The sequence below is a fragment of the Nonomuraea maritima genome (genome assembly GCF_900100395.1).
Lineage (GTDB): Bacteria > Actinomycetota > Actinomycetes > Streptosporangiales > Streptosporangiaceae > Nonomuraea > Nonomuraea maritima.
Genome location: NZ_FNFB01000003.1, coordinates 32,746 through 49,830 on the forward strand (window position 1 = coordinate 32,746; position 17,085 = coordinate 49,830).

The 17,085-nt window shown below is 70.9% G+C and carries 12 protein-coding genes; 5 read left to right on the forward strand and 7 right to left on the reverse strand.

The annotated features are described in order from the left end of the window. Nucleotides 1–47: 47 nt before the first annotated feature. The 3 genes from BLR04_RS41240 to thrS form a co-directional block, all read right to left on the reverse strand. Entirely contained in the window at nt 48–998 is a 951-nt protein-coding gene (locus tag BLR04_RS41240) for a TAXI family TRAP transporter solute-binding subunit (RefSeq protein WP_218128749.1), read from the reverse strand. Further along, a complete protein-coding gene (locus tag BLR04_RS41245) occupies nt 995–2,941 on the reverse strand; it encodes a TRAP transporter permease (RefSeq protein ID WP_218128750.1) in 1,947 nt (648 codons plus the stop codon). The genes BLR04_RS41240 and BLR04_RS41245 overlap by 4 nt, the downstream gene beginning before the upstream one ends. A gap of 89 nt (nt 2,942–3,030) precedes the next feature. Then, nucleotides 3,031–4,281: a threonine--tRNA ligase gene (gene thrS, locus BLR04_RS07040; RefSeq protein WP_281191346.1), complete on the reverse strand. Its 1,251-nt coding sequence runs from the start codon at nt 4,279–4,281 to the stop codon at nt 3,031–3,033. Nucleotides 4,282–4,445: 164 nt separating this feature from the next. Between thrS and BLR04_RS07045 the strand changes: the two genes are divergently transcribed. Next, a complete protein-coding gene (locus BLR04_RS07045; RefSeq protein ID WP_090760907.1) occupies nt 4,446–5,417 on the forward strand; it encodes a helix-turn-helix transcriptional regulator in 972 nt (323 codons plus the stop codon). 15 nt (nt 5,418–5,432) lie between these two features. Here the strand turns inward: BLR04_RS07045 and BLR04_RS07050 are convergent, their stop codons facing one another. Further along, nucleotides 5,433–5,783 (reverse strand): SgcJ/EcaC family oxidoreductase, encoded by a 351-nt coding sequence (locus tag BLR04_RS07050; protein ID WP_090760909.1) that lies wholly within the window; start codon nt 5,781–5,783, stop codon nt 5,433–5,435. Between the two features lie 27 nt (nt 5,784–5,810). Next, a complete protein-coding gene (locus BLR04_RS07055; protein ID WP_090760912.1) occupies nt 5,811–6,524 on the reverse strand; it encodes an SDR family NAD(P)-dependent oxidoreductase in 714 nt (237 codons plus the stop codon). 441 nt (nt 6,525–6,965) lie between these two features. On the opposite strand from BLR04_RS07055, the gene BLR04_RS07060 reads away from it, so the two are divergent. Then, the gene (locus BLR04_RS07060; RefSeq protein WP_090760913.1) at nt 6,966–8,417 is read left to right on the forward strand and encodes an amidase; all 1,452 of its coding nucleotides are present in this window, start codon (nt 6,966–6,968) and stop codon (nt 8,415–8,417) included. Between the two features lie 25 nt (nt 8,418–8,442). Here the strand turns inward: BLR04_RS07060 and BLR04_RS07065 are convergent, their stop codons facing one another. Together BLR04_RS07065 and BLR04_RS07070 are read right to left on the reverse strand one after the other, a co-directional pair. Beyond that, nucleotides 8,443–9,051 (reverse strand): TetR/AcrR family transcriptional regulator, encoded by a 609-nt coding sequence (locus tag BLR04_RS07065; protein ID WP_090760915.1) that lies wholly within the window; start codon nt 9,049–9,051, stop codon nt 8,443–8,445. 146 nt (nt 9,052–9,197) lie between these two features. Then, on the reverse strand, nt 9,198–11,582 hold the full coding sequence (locus BLR04_RS07070) for a phosphoketolase family protein (RefSeq protein ID WP_245740120.1): 2,385 nt from the start codon (nt 11,580–11,582) through the stop codon (nt 9,198–9,200). A 350-nt stretch (nt 11,583–11,932) separates the two neighbouring features. Here BLR04_RS07070 and BLR04_RS07075 point away from each other — a divergent pair, with 350 nt between their 5' ends. From BLR04_RS07075 to BLR04_RS07085, 3 genes are all read left to right on the forward strand, one after another. After that, on the forward strand, nt 11,933–13,723 hold the full coding sequence (locus BLR04_RS07075) for an AMP-dependent synthetase/ligase (protein ID WP_090760919.1): 1,791 nt from the start codon (nt 11,933–11,935) through the stop codon (nt 13,721–13,723). Between the two features lie 65 nt (nt 13,724–13,788). After that, nucleotides 13,789–14,901: an acyltransferase family protein gene (locus BLR04_RS07080; RefSeq protein WP_245740079.1), complete on the forward strand. Its 1,113-nt coding sequence runs from the start codon at nt 13,789–13,791 to the stop codon at nt 14,899–14,901. A 285-nt stretch (nt 14,902–15,186) separates the two neighbouring features. After that, nucleotides 15,187–17,007 (forward strand): glycoside hydrolase family 15 protein, encoded by a 1,821-nt coding sequence (locus BLR04_RS07085; protein WP_090760921.1) that lies wholly within the window; start codon nt 15,187–15,189, stop codon nt 17,005–17,007. The last annotated feature ends 78 nt before the right edge of the window (nt 17,008–17,085 follow it).

The following is a 17,085-nucleotide window of genomic DNA, read 5'->3' on the forward strand; positions in this document are numbered from 1 at the left end:
GCCGGAGCAGAGCGCCGCGACCGCGCCCAGTGCCGCCAGCAGCCGGATCAGCCCTGCTCCTGGTAGTAGCGCGCGGCGCCCGGGTGCAGCTGGACGGGGGCCACCTGCTGCCCGAGCGCCGGGTCGAGCTTCTGCGCCTCGGGGTGCACGGCCGACAGCTCGGCCTTCTTGGCGAACAGCGTCTTGGTGATGTCGTAGGCGAGCTGCTCGTCCATCGAGTCGGGCACCAGCAGCACGTTCGCGATGCCGACGGTCTTGATCGCGCCGGACAGCTTGTAGACGCCCATGTCGACGTCGAGCGAGACGTACTGCTCGCCGTAGGTCTCCTGCATCTTCTGCAGCACGTCGGAGGTGTCGAGCATCTTCATGTCCGGCTTGCTCGCGGCCAGGTCGGTGATGCCGGCCGTGGGCAGCCCGCCGACCCAGAAGAACGCGTCGATGATGCCGTCCTTGGCGGCCTGCACCGACTCGTTGATCGACAGCTGCTGCTTGGTGATGTCGGTGTCGGGGTTCAGCCCGGCCGCCTCCAGCATGCGGCGGGCCACGACCTGGGTGCCGGAGTTGGCCGGGCCGAGCGAGACCCGCTTGCCCTTCAGCTCGGCGACGGTGCCCGCGTCCACGCCGGGGGCGACCACGACGTGCGCGTAGTTGTCGTAGATGCGGGCGATGGCCTTGATCGGCTGCTTGGAGGTGAAGGTGTCCTTGCCGTTGATCGCGTCGGCGGCGGTGTCGGACTGCGAGAAGGCGATGTCGGCCTTGCCGGAGGCGAGCAGCTTGATGTTCTCGACGGAGGCCGACGTGACCGACGCCGTGGCCTGGGTGTTGGCGATGTTCGACGAGAGCTGCTTGGCCAGGCCGCCGCCGTAGACGTAGTAGACGCCCGTCGTGCCGCCCGTGGCGATCGACAGCCGGTTGCCCGAGCCGCCGCCCGAGGCTCCGCCGCCGCAGCCCGCGGCGGCCAGGACGGCCGCGGCGACGATGGTGAGAATTCGCTTCACGGTGAGTTCCTTCTCCTTCTTCTGACGAGGTGCACGGCGGCGGCCACGGCCAGGACAGCCAGACCGGCCACGATGGGGACGGGCTCCAGGAACAGCAGCAGCACCGCGGCCACCGCCGCGAGTAGCCGCTCGGGCAGGCCGCTCAGCCCGCCGGTCGCCGCGGCGAGCGCGGCCACCGCGACCGCCGAGACCGCGGTCATCAGCAGCACGGTGCCGATGGGGCCCTGTCCGAGCAGCGACTGCCCGTTGGGCGTCAGCACGAAGGCGAACGGCACGAGGAACGCCGGCAGCGTGTAGCGCCAGGTCATCATCATCGTCCGGTACGTGTTGCCGCCGGTGATCGCCGCCGCCGCGACGGCCGACAGCGCCGTCGGCGGGCTCACCTCCGACAGCACCGCGTAGTAGAAGACGAACATGTACGCCTCGGCCTGCGAGACGCCGAGGGCGAACAGCGCCGGCCCGATGATCACGGCGGCGATGATGAAGCTCGCGGTGACCGGCACGGCGAGGCCGAGCAGCATCACCGCGACGGCGGCCAGCACCGTGGTCAGCACGAGGTTGCCCGCGGCCAGCTCGACGATGATGTCGGCCAGGTTGAGCCCGAGGCCGGTCTGGGTGATGACGCCGACGATGATGCCCGCCGCCGCGCACACCGCGGTCACAGGCAGCACCTCCAGCGTGCCCTTGGCCAGTGCCTCGCCGACGCGCTTCGGGCCCATGCGGTTGGCCGGGTCGAGGAACGACAGCACGAACGCCACCGCCGTGGCGATCGTGACCGCCTGGAACGCTGACCGGTCGAGCGCCATCAGGACGACGATGAGGAGGAGCGAGCTGAAGTGGTAGCCGAAGCGCAGCAGCAGCCGGCCTGCCTTGGGCGCGTCCACCGCCACGGCGTGCGTGCCGAAGCGCCGCGAGTCGATCTCGATGGCCAGGAAGATGCCGAGGTAGTACAGCAGCGTGGGGATCGTCGCGTACAGCAGCACTTCCAGGTAGCTGACCCGCAGGTATTCGGCGATGATGAACGCCGCCGCGCCCAGCGTGGGCGGCGACAGGATGGCGCCGATGCCGCTGGCGGCGAGGATGCCGCCCGCCGGCTCCCTGGGGTAGCCGGCCCGGCGCAGCACCGGCCAGGCGACGCTGCCGAGGCTGACCGTGGTGGCCACGCCCGAGCCCGACACCGTGCCGAGCAGGAAGCCGGCCATCGTCACCGTACGGCCGGGGGCGGCGCGCGACCTGCGGAAGGCGGCGAAGCTCAGATCGATGAAGAAGCGGCTGGCGCCCGAATAGTTGAGGACGGCGCCGTAGATGGTGAAAAGGATGATGTAGCTGGCGGCCACCTGCATGGGGACGCCGAAGAATCCCTCGGTGCCGGTGTAGAGCTGCGAGACGATTTGACTCAGGTCGAAGCCGCGATGCCCGATCGTCCACGAAATAGGCAGATATGCGCCGTAATAGGCGTAAATCAGGAAAAGTATGCAGATGATGGTCAATGACCATCCGACAGTGCGCCGTACCGCCTCCAGCAGGAGCGCCGTCAGCACCAGACCCGCCACGATGTCGAGGTCCGTCAGCGCCGCGCCGGAACCGCGGTCGCGGAACGCGTCGATGTCCAGCAGCGGGTAGACCAGCACCACCAGCGAGGCCGCGGCGAGCAGCCAGTCGACGACGCTCGGCCACTCCGTGGCGGGCGCGCCCTCCGGCCGCTCGCGGCGCGACACTCCGGAGCGATAACACAGGAACAGCAGCGGCAGCGCGACCGCCAGGAACGTCATGCGATGTTCGAGCGCCTCGACCGGTCTGAACACCACCACCAGCGAATAGGCGGAAAGCAGGCCGCCCGCGATCCACACGCCGAGCCGCAGGGGTCCGCCGAGCTGCCGCGCCGGTCTTTCTTGGTCGTGAGCGGAAACGAGTTCGGCCTCACGGCTGCTCAGCTCGGTCAAGACACTCCTCCCGGGCACGGCATTTTGCACGGACTTTACGAGCGGGTTACCGCGCCAGGGAAGAGCCGGTCAGTTTTTTGGGTTTTTCTTCAGAAGCGCGGCCGGGCCTCGGCCGCCAGCGCCTCGACGGGCACGTCGCCGACCTGCCGTCCGTCCCGCATCCGCACCGACGCGCCGCCGCTCGCCGCCTCGCGCGCCCCCACCACCAGCTGGTACGGCACCAGCCGGTGCGCCCTGATCCTGGCCCCGAGACTGCCCCGGTCGGCAGGGGCCGACTCCGCCCGCAGCCCGGCGGCCAGGCACCGGCGCAGCAGCGCGTCGGCGGCGGCGCCCTCGGCGTCCGACACCGGCAGCACCACGGCCTGCACGGGCGCCATCCAGGCCGGGAACGCGCCGCCGTGCACCTCGACGAGATGGGCGACCAGCCGCTCGATGCCCCCGATGACGCTGCGGTGCACCATGACGGGCCGGCCTACCCCGTCGCTGTCGGCATAGCGCAGGTCGAAGCGTTCTGGCTGGAAGAAGTCGACCTGCACGGTGGACAGGGTGGTCTCGCGCCCGGCCGGGTCGGCGATCTGGATGTCGATCTTCGGCCCGTAGAAGGCGCCCTCGCCGCGCTCCTCCTCGACGTCGCATCCGCGCTCGGCCAGCACCTCGCGCAGGACCGCCTCCGACCGCCGCCACAGGTCGGGGTCGTCGACGAACTTCGCCCCGTCGCCGCGCAGCGAGAGCCGGTAGCGGGCGGCCCGGATGCCCAGCTGGGCGTGCGCGGCCTCGATGAGGTCGAGCGCCAGCGACACCTCGGACGCGGCCTGCTCCGGCGCGCAGAACACGTGCCCGTCGTTGAGCTGGATGGCCCGCACCCTGGTCAGCCCGCCCAGCACCCCGGACAGCTCCGAGCGGTACATCCCGCCCAATTCGGCGATGCGCAGCGGCAGCTCGCGGCGGATTCGCCCACGCGAGCGGTAGACGAGCGCGTGATGCGGGCACAGGCTGGGCCGCAGCACGAACTCCTCGCCGCCCACCTTCATGGGCGGGAACATGTCCTCGGCGTAGTGCGCCCAGTGGCCGGAACGCTCGTACAGCTCGCGTTTGCCCAGGACGGGCGAGTTGACGTGCTGGTAGCCGTGGCGGCGTTCCAGTTCGTGGACGTAGTCCTCGACGGCCTTGCGCACGGCCGCCCCGGCGGGCAGCCAGTAGGGCAGGCCGGAGCCGATCAGCGGGTCGGTGTCGAAGATGCCGAGCTCGCGGCCGAGTCTGCGGTGGTCGTTCATGATCGTCCTTTGCTGGGAAAGGGCGAACGACCGCAGCTCCCGGGCGTCCGCCCGGGATGCATGGATTCAGCGCGCCGGGACGAGGTCCGGCGTCGTCGTGACGAAAGCGCGCTGCATGGACAGCACCCTAGCATCCGGCCGCGGGTGCCGGCATGCGGATTTCCGCCTGCCGAGTACCGCCCTGTTCGGTAAGTTCTCGGCTGGAAATCCGAAAATGATATAAAGCTTCCGTGGCCGAGATCTTCCTGGACGTACGCCACCTGCGGGCGTTCGCCGAGGTCGGATACCAGGTCGCGGGCGGCGGCGGAGCCCACGGGGCGATGGCCGCGTTACGCGGGGTGGTGCCGCTCGACGCGTACGAGTTCGTCGCGTTCGACCCGGCCACCGGCCGCCACCACAGCGTCGTCGCCGACGGCCACCCCCGCATCGACAGCGACGCCGCCGAGGAGTACGCCGGGCTCGACGCCTACCGCAGAGCCCTCGCCACCCGCGCGCCGGTCGCCATGCCCGAGCCGGGCACCGAACGCTACTTCCGGCGTCACCTCGCCCCCTACGGCTGGCGGGCGGGGCTGACCACGCCGCTGTTCCTGAGCGGGGGCCGCTTCACCGGGCTGCTGCACCTCGCCGCCAAAGAGCCGTTCCCCGAGCGCGCCGCGGCCCTGCTCGCCGCGATCAGCCCGACCCTCGCCCACCTGACCGACCTGAGCCGGTGCGTCATCGACCCGGTCGGGCTGCCGCCCGGCTTCCACGCCGTCGCCTTCGACCGGCTGGGCGCCCGCCGCCGGGTGCCGGGCCACGACGCCTCACCCGTGCTCTGGGACGACCGGGCCGTGGCCGCCTACGCGCGGGCGTTCATCGACTCCCGCGAGCTGAGCCGCCACGGGCTGTGGCTCGGGCCCGACGGCGGCTGGCACGAGCTGCGGCTGGTCCGCGCGGGCGTCGGCTACCAGGGGACGCTGCAGGGCGCCGTCGTCGCCGAGCGGCCCTGCTCGCTGCCGTACGACCTGACCGGCCGCGAGATCGACGTGCTCACCCGGGTGGCGGCCGGCGACTCCAACCCCCAGATCGCCGCCGCGCTCGTGCTCAGCGTGCGCACGGTGACCACCCACCTGGAGCACATCTTCGCCAAACTGCGCTGCGACAGCCGTACCCGGCTCACCACCAAGGCCCTCGCGGAGGGCCTGTGCCGCCTCGACGTCTAGCGGTGGGTCACGTCCTCAGTCGAGGCGCGTGACCTGGTAGTGGGCGATGCGCCAGCCCTCGTCCGTCCGCTTGAGCAGCACGCCGAGATGGACGCTGATGTCCGGCCGGTCGGTGAAGCGGAAGTCGACGGCCGCGTAGCCGAGGACGACGTCGTCGGCGACGGTCCTGGTCTCCACCAGGCGGTACTCGGCCGTCAGCCCGAGGGGCTGGGAGTCGTAGTACGCGGCCACCTCCGGCCGTCCGACGCTGTAGGGACGCAGCCCCTGGAAGATCGCGTCCTCGGTGAACAGGGCGGCGACCTGCTGCGGCTGATGAGCGTCGATGCCCGCCTTCCACCGGTCGAGGACCTCTTCGATGATCTTCATGGCAGTCTCCGGTCGCTTCGGTGCGGGTCAGTGGCCGGCGCTCATGCCGCCGTCGACGTGGAGGATCTCGCCGGTGACGAAGGGCGCGTTCTCCAGGTACAGGACGGCGTCGACGACGTCGCCGAGCTCGCCCATCCGGCGGACCGGGTGCAGCGCCGCCAGGGTCTCATGGGTCTCCTCGGGGTGCATGGGCGTCTTGATCGAGCCGGGTGAGACCGCGTTGACGCGGATGCCGCGCGTGGCGTACTCGATCGCCAGCGACTTGGTGGCCGACTGCAGGCCGCCCTTGGTGAGCGAGGCCAGCACGGACGGCACCCGGGCGTCGGCGTTGTCGACCAGGCTGGTGGTGATGGTGACCACGTGCCCGCCGCCCTGGGTGAGCATGCGCGCGGTGGCGAGCTGGGTGATGTGGAAGAAGCCGTCGAGGTTCACCCCGCGCACGGCGGCGTAGTCGTCGAGGGTGTAGTCGGTGTACGGCTTGGCCACGAAGATGCCCGCGTTGTTGACCAGGGTGTCCAGGCGGCCGAACCGCTCCACGGCCACGGCGACGGCGCGCTCTGCGGTGGTGCGGTCGGCGATGTCGCCCTGGACGGTGACGATGTCGGGGTCGGCGGAGGGGGCGATGGTGCGCGATACGGCGACGACGGCGTGACCGAGCTTGCGGTAGCCCTCGACGAGCGCGGCCCCGATGCCCTGTGACGCACCGGTGACGATGACTGCCTTCTGCTGCTGTGCGTTCATGATGGTCTGCTCTCTGTTAGTAGACGGTCGGTCGTCTATTTGCAGCCAACGTAGGAGGTCGTCACGAGGCGCGTCAACGCGGGAGGGCCCTTCGGCTGGGACCGAAATCCTCCCAGCTAGGAGGCGGAACCTCCTACCGCAGGTGGCCGCTTCGTGAGCCGGGACGGACGCGGCCCGGTGCGGGGCCGCTCAGATGAATTTCCTGGTTCACTGGACAATTCCCGCGCGCCGTGCCCTGCGGCTGAACCGATATTTCGAGCTCCATGAGAAAAGAGATATGTGTCTCGTTGTGCGAAGGGGAAATTCATGCCCTTATCAGTGGTGTCGACCCCGCTGAACTGGGGAGATGCGGTTTCGGCGGGTCAGCGGCCAGGCGTTTCTGCTTTTCCCGCGACTGGGGTGGGGCGGAATGTCTGCGGCGGGCCGTTAAGGTCCTCAGCCATGGAATGGAGTTTTCATGCGGCCGAAGAACTCGCTGCCGCATTGCGTGCCGGTGAAGTGAGCTCGATGGAACTGACCGACGAGGCGATCGCCCGTGTCGAACGGGACGACAGGGTGATCAACGCGATCTGCGTGCCCGACTTCGACCGTGCGCGGGCCGCCGCGCGCGCCGCCGACGCGGCCCGCGCCCGCGGCGAGGACCGGCCGCTGCTCGGCATCCCGGTGACGGTCAAGGAGTCGTACGACGTCGCCGGGCTGCCCACGACCTGGGGCATGCCGCAGCACCGCGGCCACCTGCCGGCCGAGGACGCCGTGCAGGTGTCACGGCTCAAGGCCGCGGGCGCGGTGGTGCTCGGCAAGACGAACGTGCCGCTGGGGCTGCAGGACATCCAGAGCTACAACGAGCTCTACGGCACCACCACCAACCCGTGGGACCACGCTCGCACGTCGGGCGGATCCTCCGGCGGTTCGGCGGCGGCCCTGGCGTCCGGGTTCGGCGCGCTGTCCATCGGCTCCGACCTCGCCGGTTCGCTGCGCACCCCGGCGCATTTCTGCGGCGTCTACGCGCACAAGCCGACGCTCGGGCTGGTGGCGAGCCGCGGCATGGTCGCGCCCGCGGAGCCGGCCTGGCCCGTCGACCTCGACCTCGCCGTCGTCGGCCCGATGGCGCGCACCGCCCGCGACCTCGCGCTCCTGCTCGACGTCATGGCCGGACCGGACCCGCTGACGTACGGGGTGGCGCACCGCCTGGTGCTGCCGCCCGCCCGCCACGAGCGGCTGTGCGACTTCCGGGTCCTGGTCCTCGACGAGCATCCGCTCCTGCCGACCGGGTCCGCCGTGCGGGAGGGCGTGCACCGGGTGGCCGCCGCGCTCGCCGACGGCGGCGCCCGCGTCGAACGGCACAGCCCGCTGCTGCCCGACCTGACCGAGGCCGCGACGCTCTACATGCAACTGCTGATCTCGAGCTCCGTCGCGCGTTTCCCCATCGACTCGTACGAGCAGCTGCGGGCCCGCGTCGCCGGGCTGAGCGCGGACGACCGGAGTCTTGAGGCCGTGCGGCTGCGCGCCATGGTGTCCAGCCACCGCGACTGGATGCGGGCGGACAACCGCCGCGAGCTCCACCGCCACCTCTGGCGGCAGCTGTTCGCCGAGTTCGACGCCGTGGTGTGCCCGATCACGCCCACTCCGGCGTTCCCGCACGACCACCACCCCAACCCGCTGGAACGGCGCATCGACATCGACGGCGCCGCCTACCCGTACTTCGACCAGCTCGTCTGGGCCGGCCTGGCCACCATGCCCGGCCTGCCCGCCACCGCCGTACCGGCGGGCCGGTCGTCCGAGGGGCTGCCGGTGGGAGTGCAGATCGTCGGCCCGATGTTCGAGGACCGCACCCCACTGCGGCTGGCCGAGCTGCTCGAACAGCGGCTCGGCGGCTTCCTGGCGCCGCGATAGGGACGCGCTGGACGGGCGGTCGGTGTCAGGAGGCGACGGGAGCGCGCGCGCCGAGCAGGGCCAGGCAGTTGAGCCAGGAAGGGCCGAGCCGACGGGGGTCGTTGTAGAGCTTGGCGAACAGCACCTGCCCCTCCAGCTGCGCCATCACCGACCGGGCGGCCTCGCGGGTGTCGGCCACGCTCGCCTCGCCGCGCGCGACGGCCTCGGCGACGACCGCCTCGATGAGGACGACGTGCGCGTCGAAGATCTCCTGCAGCCGCGCCCTGATCGCCTCGGTCTGGTTGCTCAGCTCCAGCGTCAGGTTGCCGAACATGCACCCCGCGACGCTGCCGCAGTCCTGCTGCCCGCCGGCCAGGGTGGCCTCCGTCGCCTCGAACAGGTGCCGCAGCCGCTCCAGCGGCGGCGCCGCACCGCCCAGGATCCGCTTCCAGTCGCCTTCCTGGGCGGCCCAGTGCTCGTCGATGACGGCCAGGGCGAGCGCCTCTTTGGAGGGGAAGAAGTAGTAGAAACTGCCCTTCGGCACGCCCGCCGCCTTGCAGATCTCCGCCACGCCGAGGGCGGAGTAGCCGCGCAGCTCGATGAGCGACCGCGCCGCGTCGAGGATCTTCTCCTTGGCGTCGCTGGTTCGTCCCATGCCCCGAGTGTACGACCGCTACCCGACCGGTCGGCTGGTGCGAGGTGGGGTGACGTCTCCAGGAAGGGGCCGGCACGAGCTCGCGCCCGCAGAGACCGCGACACTGCCCTGGCCCACCCCGGCGGCTCGTCCCCGGCCCACGCTGCTCAGCCCTGTTCAGCCCAGTCGCCCAGCGACCAGTCCCGTACCTCCGGCATGTCCTGCAGGTGTTCGACGACGTACCGCTCGTGGCGGAGGAGCTGCCGCTCACACCATGCCTTGAGCTCGCTCGCCCCGGCCGGGACCCGCCGCGCGGCGTTCAGCGCGTCGATCACCAGGTGGTACCGGGATGCCCGGTTGCGCACCACCATGTCGAACGGGGTCGTGGTCGTGCCCTCTTCGACGAATCCGCGCACATGGAACCTGTCCGGCTCCGGCCGGCCGTGCACCAGCTGGTGGATCGCGCCCGGGTAACCGTGGAAGGCGAACACCACGTCGACGTGGTCGGTGAACAGCTCGCGGAACAGGATGTCGTCCATGCCGTTCGGATGGACCGTGCGCGGTGACAACGTCATCAGGTTCACCACGTTGACCACCCGGGTGGCGAAGTGCGGCAGCCGCCCGCGCAGGATGTTCGCCGCCGCGACGGTCTCCATGGTGACCACGTCCCCGGCGCACGCGAGCACGATGTCCGGGTCCGACCGCCCGTCCTCGGTGCCTGCCCACGCCCACACCCCGGCACCGCGGCCGCAGTGGACCACGGCCTCGTCCATGGTCAGCCACTGCAGCTGCGGCTGCTTGTCGATGACGACGAGATTGACCCTCGACCGCGACCGCATGCAGTGGTCGGCCACCGACAGCAGCGTGTTGGCGTCCGGCGGCAGGTAGACCCGGCTGACCGTGCCGCGGTGGGTGATCACGTTCTGGATCAGGCCGGGCCCCTGGTGGCTGAAACCGTTGTGGTCCTGGCGCCAGGCGGTCGAGGTCAGCAGGATGTTCAGGCTAGGCACCGGCATTCGCCAGGCGAGATCCTGCGCCTCCTGCAGCCACTTCGCGTGCTGCACCGTCTGCGAGGCCGACACCATGGCGAACGCCTCGTAGGTGGCGAACCAGCCGTGCCGGCCGGTCAGCGTGTACCCCTCCAGCCAGCCGTGGCAGGCGTGCTCCGAGAGCACCTCCATCACCCGGCCGTCCCTCGAGACCGCCACGTCGTCCTCGGTGACGCGCTCCGCGAACGCGCGGTCGGACGCCTCGAACACCGCCTGCAGCCGGTTGCTCTTCGTCTCGTCCGGGCAGAAGAGCCGGAACCGGTCCGGGTTGCGTAGGTAGGTGTCGCGCATGAGCTCCCCGAGCTTGCGGGTCGACTCCAGCCGGTCCCGGCCCGGCGCCTTCACCGCGACCGCGTAGTCGCGGAAATCGGGCAGGTCCAGGTCGACGGTGAGCGGCCCCCCGTTGGCGTGCGGGTTGCCGCTCATCCGCAGCTCTCCCTCGGGGTTGATCGACAGCGTCCGCGCCTCGGGCGCGCCGTGGACGTTGAAGAGCTCCTCGGGCCGGTAGGAGCGCATCCAGTCCTCAAGCATCCGTAGGTGCTCCTCGTTGTCCTTCATCCCGGCCAACGGCACCTGGTGCGAACGCCATGTGCCCGAGACCTGGACCCCGTCCACCACGTCCGGTCCGGTCCAGCCCTTCGGCGTCCGCAGCACGATCATCGGCCACCGAGGCCGGGTGCCGTCCCAGTCGCCGCCGCGGGCGGCCGCCTGGATCGCCTTGATCGACGCCCACGCCCGCGTCAGCGCGTGGGCGAACCGGTGATGCATGCCGGGCAGGTCGTCACCCCCGACCTCGATCACGTCATATCCGTGCCCGGTCAGCAGGGACCTGACCTCGTCCGGGTCCTTGCGGGCCAGCAGGGTCGGCCCGGCGATCTTCGCGCCGTTCAGGTGGAGAACCGGCAGCACCGCGCCGTCGCGGACCGGGTTCAGGAAGGAGACCCCGTTCCACGACCCCTCCAACGGACCGGTCTCCGCCTCCCCGTCGCCGACCACCGCCAGTGCGATGAGGTCCGGGTTGTCCATCACCGCGCCGAACGCGTGCAGCAGCACGTAACCGAGCTCGCCGCCCTCGTGGATCGAGCCAGGGGTCTGCACCGACGCGTGGCTCGGGATCCCGCCGGGCGTGGAGAACTGACGGAACAGCCGCAGCAGCCCCTGCTCCTCCATGGTGACGTGCGGGTAGATCTCGGTGTACGTGCCCTCCAGGTAGGCGGCCCCGACCAGGGTCGGGCCGCCGTGCCCAGGACCGGCCAGGTAGATCATCTGCTGCCCGGTGTGGCGGATCAGCCGGGACGCGTGCGCGTACACCAGAGCCAGGCCAGGGCTGGTGCCCCAGTGGCCCAGTAGCCGCGGCTTGATGTGCTCGCCCGCCAGCGGCTCGCGCAGCAACGGGTTGGCCATCAGGTAGATCTGGCCGACGGTCAGGTAGTTGTTGGCGCGCCACCACGCGTCGACCGCGGCGACGTCGGCGTCAGTGGGGTGGGCGAGCCGGTCCAGCAGGTCGACGGTGGCGGTCCGGCGCTCGGTCTTGGTGGTTGCCACGAGAGTCTCCATCCAGCAGGATGTCGTGCTCACGCTGTTCCCGGGGTTCTGACCAGACATTTCCCCAGGTCCCGGGCATCATTCCACTTGTCCCTCGTTTCCCCGGCGAGGACGAGGGTCTGCCACCCATGAGCCGGGCTCCAGCTTGGCGCGGGCAGATGGAGGCATGATGCCGGGGCCGTTCTACGGCCGTCCCCCGTCAAGTGTGCGCCCGGTGACGGGGGGAAGCAGGCTGGGTGGTTGCTTCTCGCCGCCGTACATGCGGCACCCGTGCCGCTGGTCGGCATTTCCGCACAGGGAGGTGGACGATGCGTGTCCACGCGGACCCCGCCCCGACAGTCGTCGCACCCGACACCCAGCTCGCCGACGTGGTCTTCGCCGACGACCGGGTGAACGGCGACATGGTCCTGTTCCAGCGCCGGTCGGCCGGCGGATGGCATCCGGTGACGGCCGGGCAGTTCGCGGCCGACGTTCGCAGCCTGGCCGCCGGCTTCCTCGCCGCCGGCATCCAGCCCGGCGACCGGGTCGCGTTGCTGGCCGGCACCAGCTACGAGTGGACGCTGGTGGACTACGCCCTGTGGACGGTGGCGGCGCTGCCGGTCCGCATCTACGAGACCTCCTCGGCGGAGCAGGTCCGCTGGGTGCTGGAGGACGCCGGCCCGGTCGCGGCGGTGGTCGGGCGCGAGACGCATCGCCGCCTGGTCGAGGACGTGGCCGAGGGCCTGTCCAAGCCGCTGCGCGTATGGCAGATCGACGACGGTGGACTGGACCGGCTCCGCGAGGACGGGCTGGACGTGACCGACGCCCAGCTGCGTGAGCGCCGCAGAGCGGTGTCAGCCGACGACCTCGCCACGATCATCTACACCTCGGGCACCACCGGCCGCCCGAAGGGCTGCATGCTGAGCCACGGCAATCTGCTGTACGAGGCTCGGGTCGCGATCGACAGCCTGGAGCGGATCTTCGGTCGGGACTCCTCGACCTTGCTGTTCCTCCCGCTGGCGCACGTGTTCGCGCGCGTGATCCAGGTGGCTTGCGTGGAGCGGGGGATACGCTTGGCGCACAGCGCCGACCAGGCCGGACTGACCGAGGACCTGGCCGCACTGAAACCGTCGTTCCTGCTGGCGATGCCCAGGGTGTTCGAGCGGGTCTACAACGGCGCTCAGCAGCGGGCCCGGGCGCGGGGCAAGGGCAGGATCTTCGACTGGGCCGACAGGATCGCCGTGGCTTACAGCCAGGCGCTGGACAACGGGCGGCCGGGCCTGCGCCTGCGTCTGGCACACCGCCTGTCCGACCGGCTGGTGTATCGGCGGTTGCGGGCCGCGCTCGGCGGCCGGGTCGGCTACGCGATCTCCGGCGGGGCGCCGCTGGGCGTACGGCTGGGGCACTTCTTCAGAGGAAGCGGCATCACCGTGCTGGAAGGCTACGGGATGACCGAGACCAGCGCCTCCGCGACCGTGAACCTGCCCCACGCGCTGAAGATCGGCACGGTGGGGCCGCCCCTCCCCGGGGTGGAGATCAGGATCGCCGACGACGGCGAGATCCTGATCAGGGGCCCGATCCTGTTCCAGGGATACTGGCGCAACGAGCAGGCGACCGAGGAGAGCCACACCGCGGACGGTTGGCTGCGCACCGGCGACCTCGGCGCCCTGGACGAAGACGGGTTCCTGACCATCTCCGGCCGCAAGAAGGAGATCATCGTCACCGCCGGCGGCAAGAACCTCGCCCCGGAGCCGATCGAGGACCGCCTGCGCGCCCACCCGCTCATCAGCCAAGCCGTGGTCGTCGGCGACCGGCGACCGTACACCGCCGCACTGATCACACTGGACGCCGAGGCGATGACGTCATGGAAGCGGGCTGTCGGCAGGCCCGAGCATGCCGGTCCTGCCGAGCTTCGCGACGATCCGGACCTGCTGGCCCAGTTGCAGACGGCCGTGGACGAGGCCAACACGGCGGTGAGCCGGCCCGAGTCGATTCGCAGGTTCCGGATCCTTCCGGTCGACCTGACCGAGGAGAACGGATATCTGACGCCGACCATGAAGGTCAAGCGTGCCTTGGTCCACAAGGACTTCGCGGCCGACATCGAGGAGCTGTACCGCTGAGCGACAAGCGCCAAGGCCGGCTGTCCGGCCGCGTCGCGGGCGGACGTTCGACGCTGGACCGGCTGGTGGAGGCCACGCCGGCGTCCCGCGACCGGGTGGTCGACGCCGCCCGCGCGCTGTGCATCGTGGTCGTCACCGTCTGGCACTGGACGTTGTCGGTCACCCACCGCACCGCCGACGGCAGCCTGACCATGCCCAACCCGATCCATGCCGTGCCCGGGGGCTGGCTGGCCACCTGGGTGCTGCAGATCATGCCGGTGTTCTTCCTGGTCGGTGGGTTCGCCAACCTGGCCGGCTGGCAACGTGCTCAGGGTCGAGGGACGACGGCAGGACAGTTCGTCCGAGGCCGGCTGCGCCGGTTGCTCTGGCCGACTGTCGTCTGGGCCCTGGTCTGGCTCGCCGGCGAGCTGATCGCGGCCGCACTGCCCGGCCCGCACCGGTGGATGTGGCAGTGGTTCCCCGGCTACCTGACGCCGCTGTGGTTCCTGGGCGTGTACGGCCTGCTGATCGCCGTGGTGCCGATCACCGCGACCCTGAACGCCCGCTACGGAGCCTGGGTCCTGGGAGCGTTGGTGCTGCTGATCGCTGTCGGCAGCGTGGCGCACCGCGGTGCCGGTCTGGCCTGGGCAGCCTGGGTGACCGCCGCCCTGGTGTGGCTGTTCTGCCACCAGCTCGGCCACGCCTGGCGTAGCTGGGATCTGGGGCGGCGGCCGCCGGCGCAGCGGCTGGCGGTCGTGGGGGTCGGACTGGCCGGGCTGGTCGGGCTGACCGTGGGAGCGGGTTACCCCCTCTCCATGGTGTCGACGACCGGCACCGACTCCAACATCTTTCCGACCAACGCCGCCATCGCCGCTCTGGCCGTCTTCCAACTCGGGCTGCTCGTTCTGCTCACCCCGGTCGCCGAGCGCCTGCTGCGCCGGCCGGCTGCCTGGAAGCCGGTGGTGGTCGTCAACGTGGGCGCGTTGACCGTCTTCCTCTGGCACATGACCGCGTACCTGGTGGTGCTGTGGGCCTTCGAAGGGCTGGGCGGCACCCTGGCGGCCGAGCCGACCGCCGGTTGGTGGGCCCAGCGCTGGCTGTGGCTCCTCGCCCCGATGGCGGTGCTGGCTGTGCTGGCCGTCCTGTTCGTCCGGGTCGAGCTGGCCGCCCGCCGACCGCGGAAAGGGGCGGCGCGCTGAGTTCGGCACCCGGCCACGCCTCGGTGCCGAACAAGCAGCACCGGCGCCTGATCGGTGCCAGGTTGCCGCGGCGTTTAGGTGATGAGGCCGCGCGGGTAGGCCACTCATCGGCCGTCAGGGCGCTCGCCCAGGACCGGTGCAACGTGGCCGCTGAGCGTGGGTCGGGCTTTCGCCGGCGCAGCACGGTGCTGCCTGCTCGGGCGATGCTGGAAGTCCTCTGAGGCGTACGCATCGCCGTAAGGAGCGGTGCCTCTGGCGGGGCGCCGTACGACAAGAGGAATCCGCATGCTCGATCCAGATCCGCCATTCCGGCGAGTCCGACGCCGGGACGGCTACCTGCCGTTGGAGGATCTCGGGCTGATCGGGGATGGCACGACCGCCGCACTGGTAGGCCTGGACGGCTCGATCCCGTGGCTGTGTCTGCCCTCCTTCGACAGCGATCCTTTGCTGTGCGGCTTGCTGGACCACGCACGAGGCGGGCACTTCACGCTGACGGTGGAGGACCTGCGAGAAGCCCGGCAACGCTATGTGCCCGACACCGCGGTGCTGGTGACGGAACTGCGCAGCTCGACCGGCCTGGTCGAGATCACCGACGCGCTGGCCGTGCGCGCCGGCGCGGATCTCAGCGACGACGCGGGTGCGAGCCGGGAAGAACTCGTCCGTTCCGCCCGGGTGCTGGACGGAAGCGTCCGCATGCGGGCGGAGCTGCTGCCCCGCGGCGGCGGCCAGGCCGAGATGCGGGCCAGCGGCCTGGAGGTCCAGGCGTCCCGGCGGCCGGACCTGCGCCTGCATCTGCGCTCCAACCTGCCCATGACCGGCCTGCGCACCATCCACGATCTGCGACAGGGCGACCGCCTCGATCTCGTACTGTCCTGGGGCCGCATTCACCGCCACCACCGGTTCGACCCTCCGGCCATGCTGCGCGGGACCGCCGAAGCATGGCGCCGCTGGATGAGGAGCTTCCGCTACAGCGGCCCGGAGTCACCGCTGGTCCGGCGCGCCGCGATCACGTTGAAGCTGTGCGACGACTGGGTCAACGGCTCGCTGGTCGCTGCCCCCACGTCCTCGTTGCCCGCGCCGATCGGCGGCGTACGCAACTGGGACTACCGCTACACCTGGATCCGGGATGCCGCCTACACCGTGTTCGCGCTGCGCCGCATCGGATTCGACGGCGAGGCCGACGCCTTCCTCGGCTGGGTCCTGGATGCCTTCGAGCAGAGCCGCCATCCGCGGATCATGTACGGCCTGCGCGGCGAGCCCGTACCGGAGGAGATCCGGGACGCCGAACTCGAAGGCTACCGGCGCTCCGCTCCCGTGCGATGGGGTAACGGCGCCGCCGACCAGCGGCAGCACGACGTCTACGGTGAGGTGCTGGACTGCGCCGACCAGTGGCAGCGCAGCGGCGGTGAGATCCAGCCCGCGCTGTGGTCGGGCCTGGCGGAACTGGCCGAGGCCGCCGCTAGCGCATGGCGACAACCGGACCAGGGCATCTGGGAGGTCCGCAGCACGGGCCGCGTCTTCACCTACTCGGCCGGAATGTGCCAGGTGGCCCTCGACCGGGCCGCCGCGATGGGCGAACGGCTCGGCCTGCCCGGACAGGTCACGACGTGGCGCGCCACGGCCGACAAACTGCGTCAGCTCATCCTCGACCAGTCGTGGAACGAGGACACCCAGTCCCTGAGCGAACACCTCGACGGCAGCGGTGGCCTCGACGCCAGCCTGCTGGCGCTCCCGCTGCGCCATGTCGTCCCAGCCGACCACCCCCGAATGGTGGCCACCACCGCGGCCGTCGCCGAACGCCTGTCCGCCGGCGACGGCCTGCTCTACCGCTACCTGCATGACCGCTCGCCCGACGGCCTGCCCGGCGACGAGGGCGGCTTCCTGCTGTGCAGCTTCTGGCTGGTCGACAACCTTGTCCTGCAAGGCCGCGTCGAGCAAGCCGAGGAACTGTACGCGTCGCTGTGTGCCCGTGCCAGCCCGCTCGGGCTGCTCCCCGAGCAGATCGACCCGGCGACGGGCGCGTTCATGGGCAACTTCCCCCAGGCGTTCAGCCACATCGGGGTCATCGCCAGCGGCGTCACACTCGCGCGAGCGAGCCAGGCGTGACGCCCTGATCAACCCCATCGGCCGGGTCCTGGGGGACCGGCGGAGTCGAATGGCGGCTACCCGACCCCTACAGGGGCA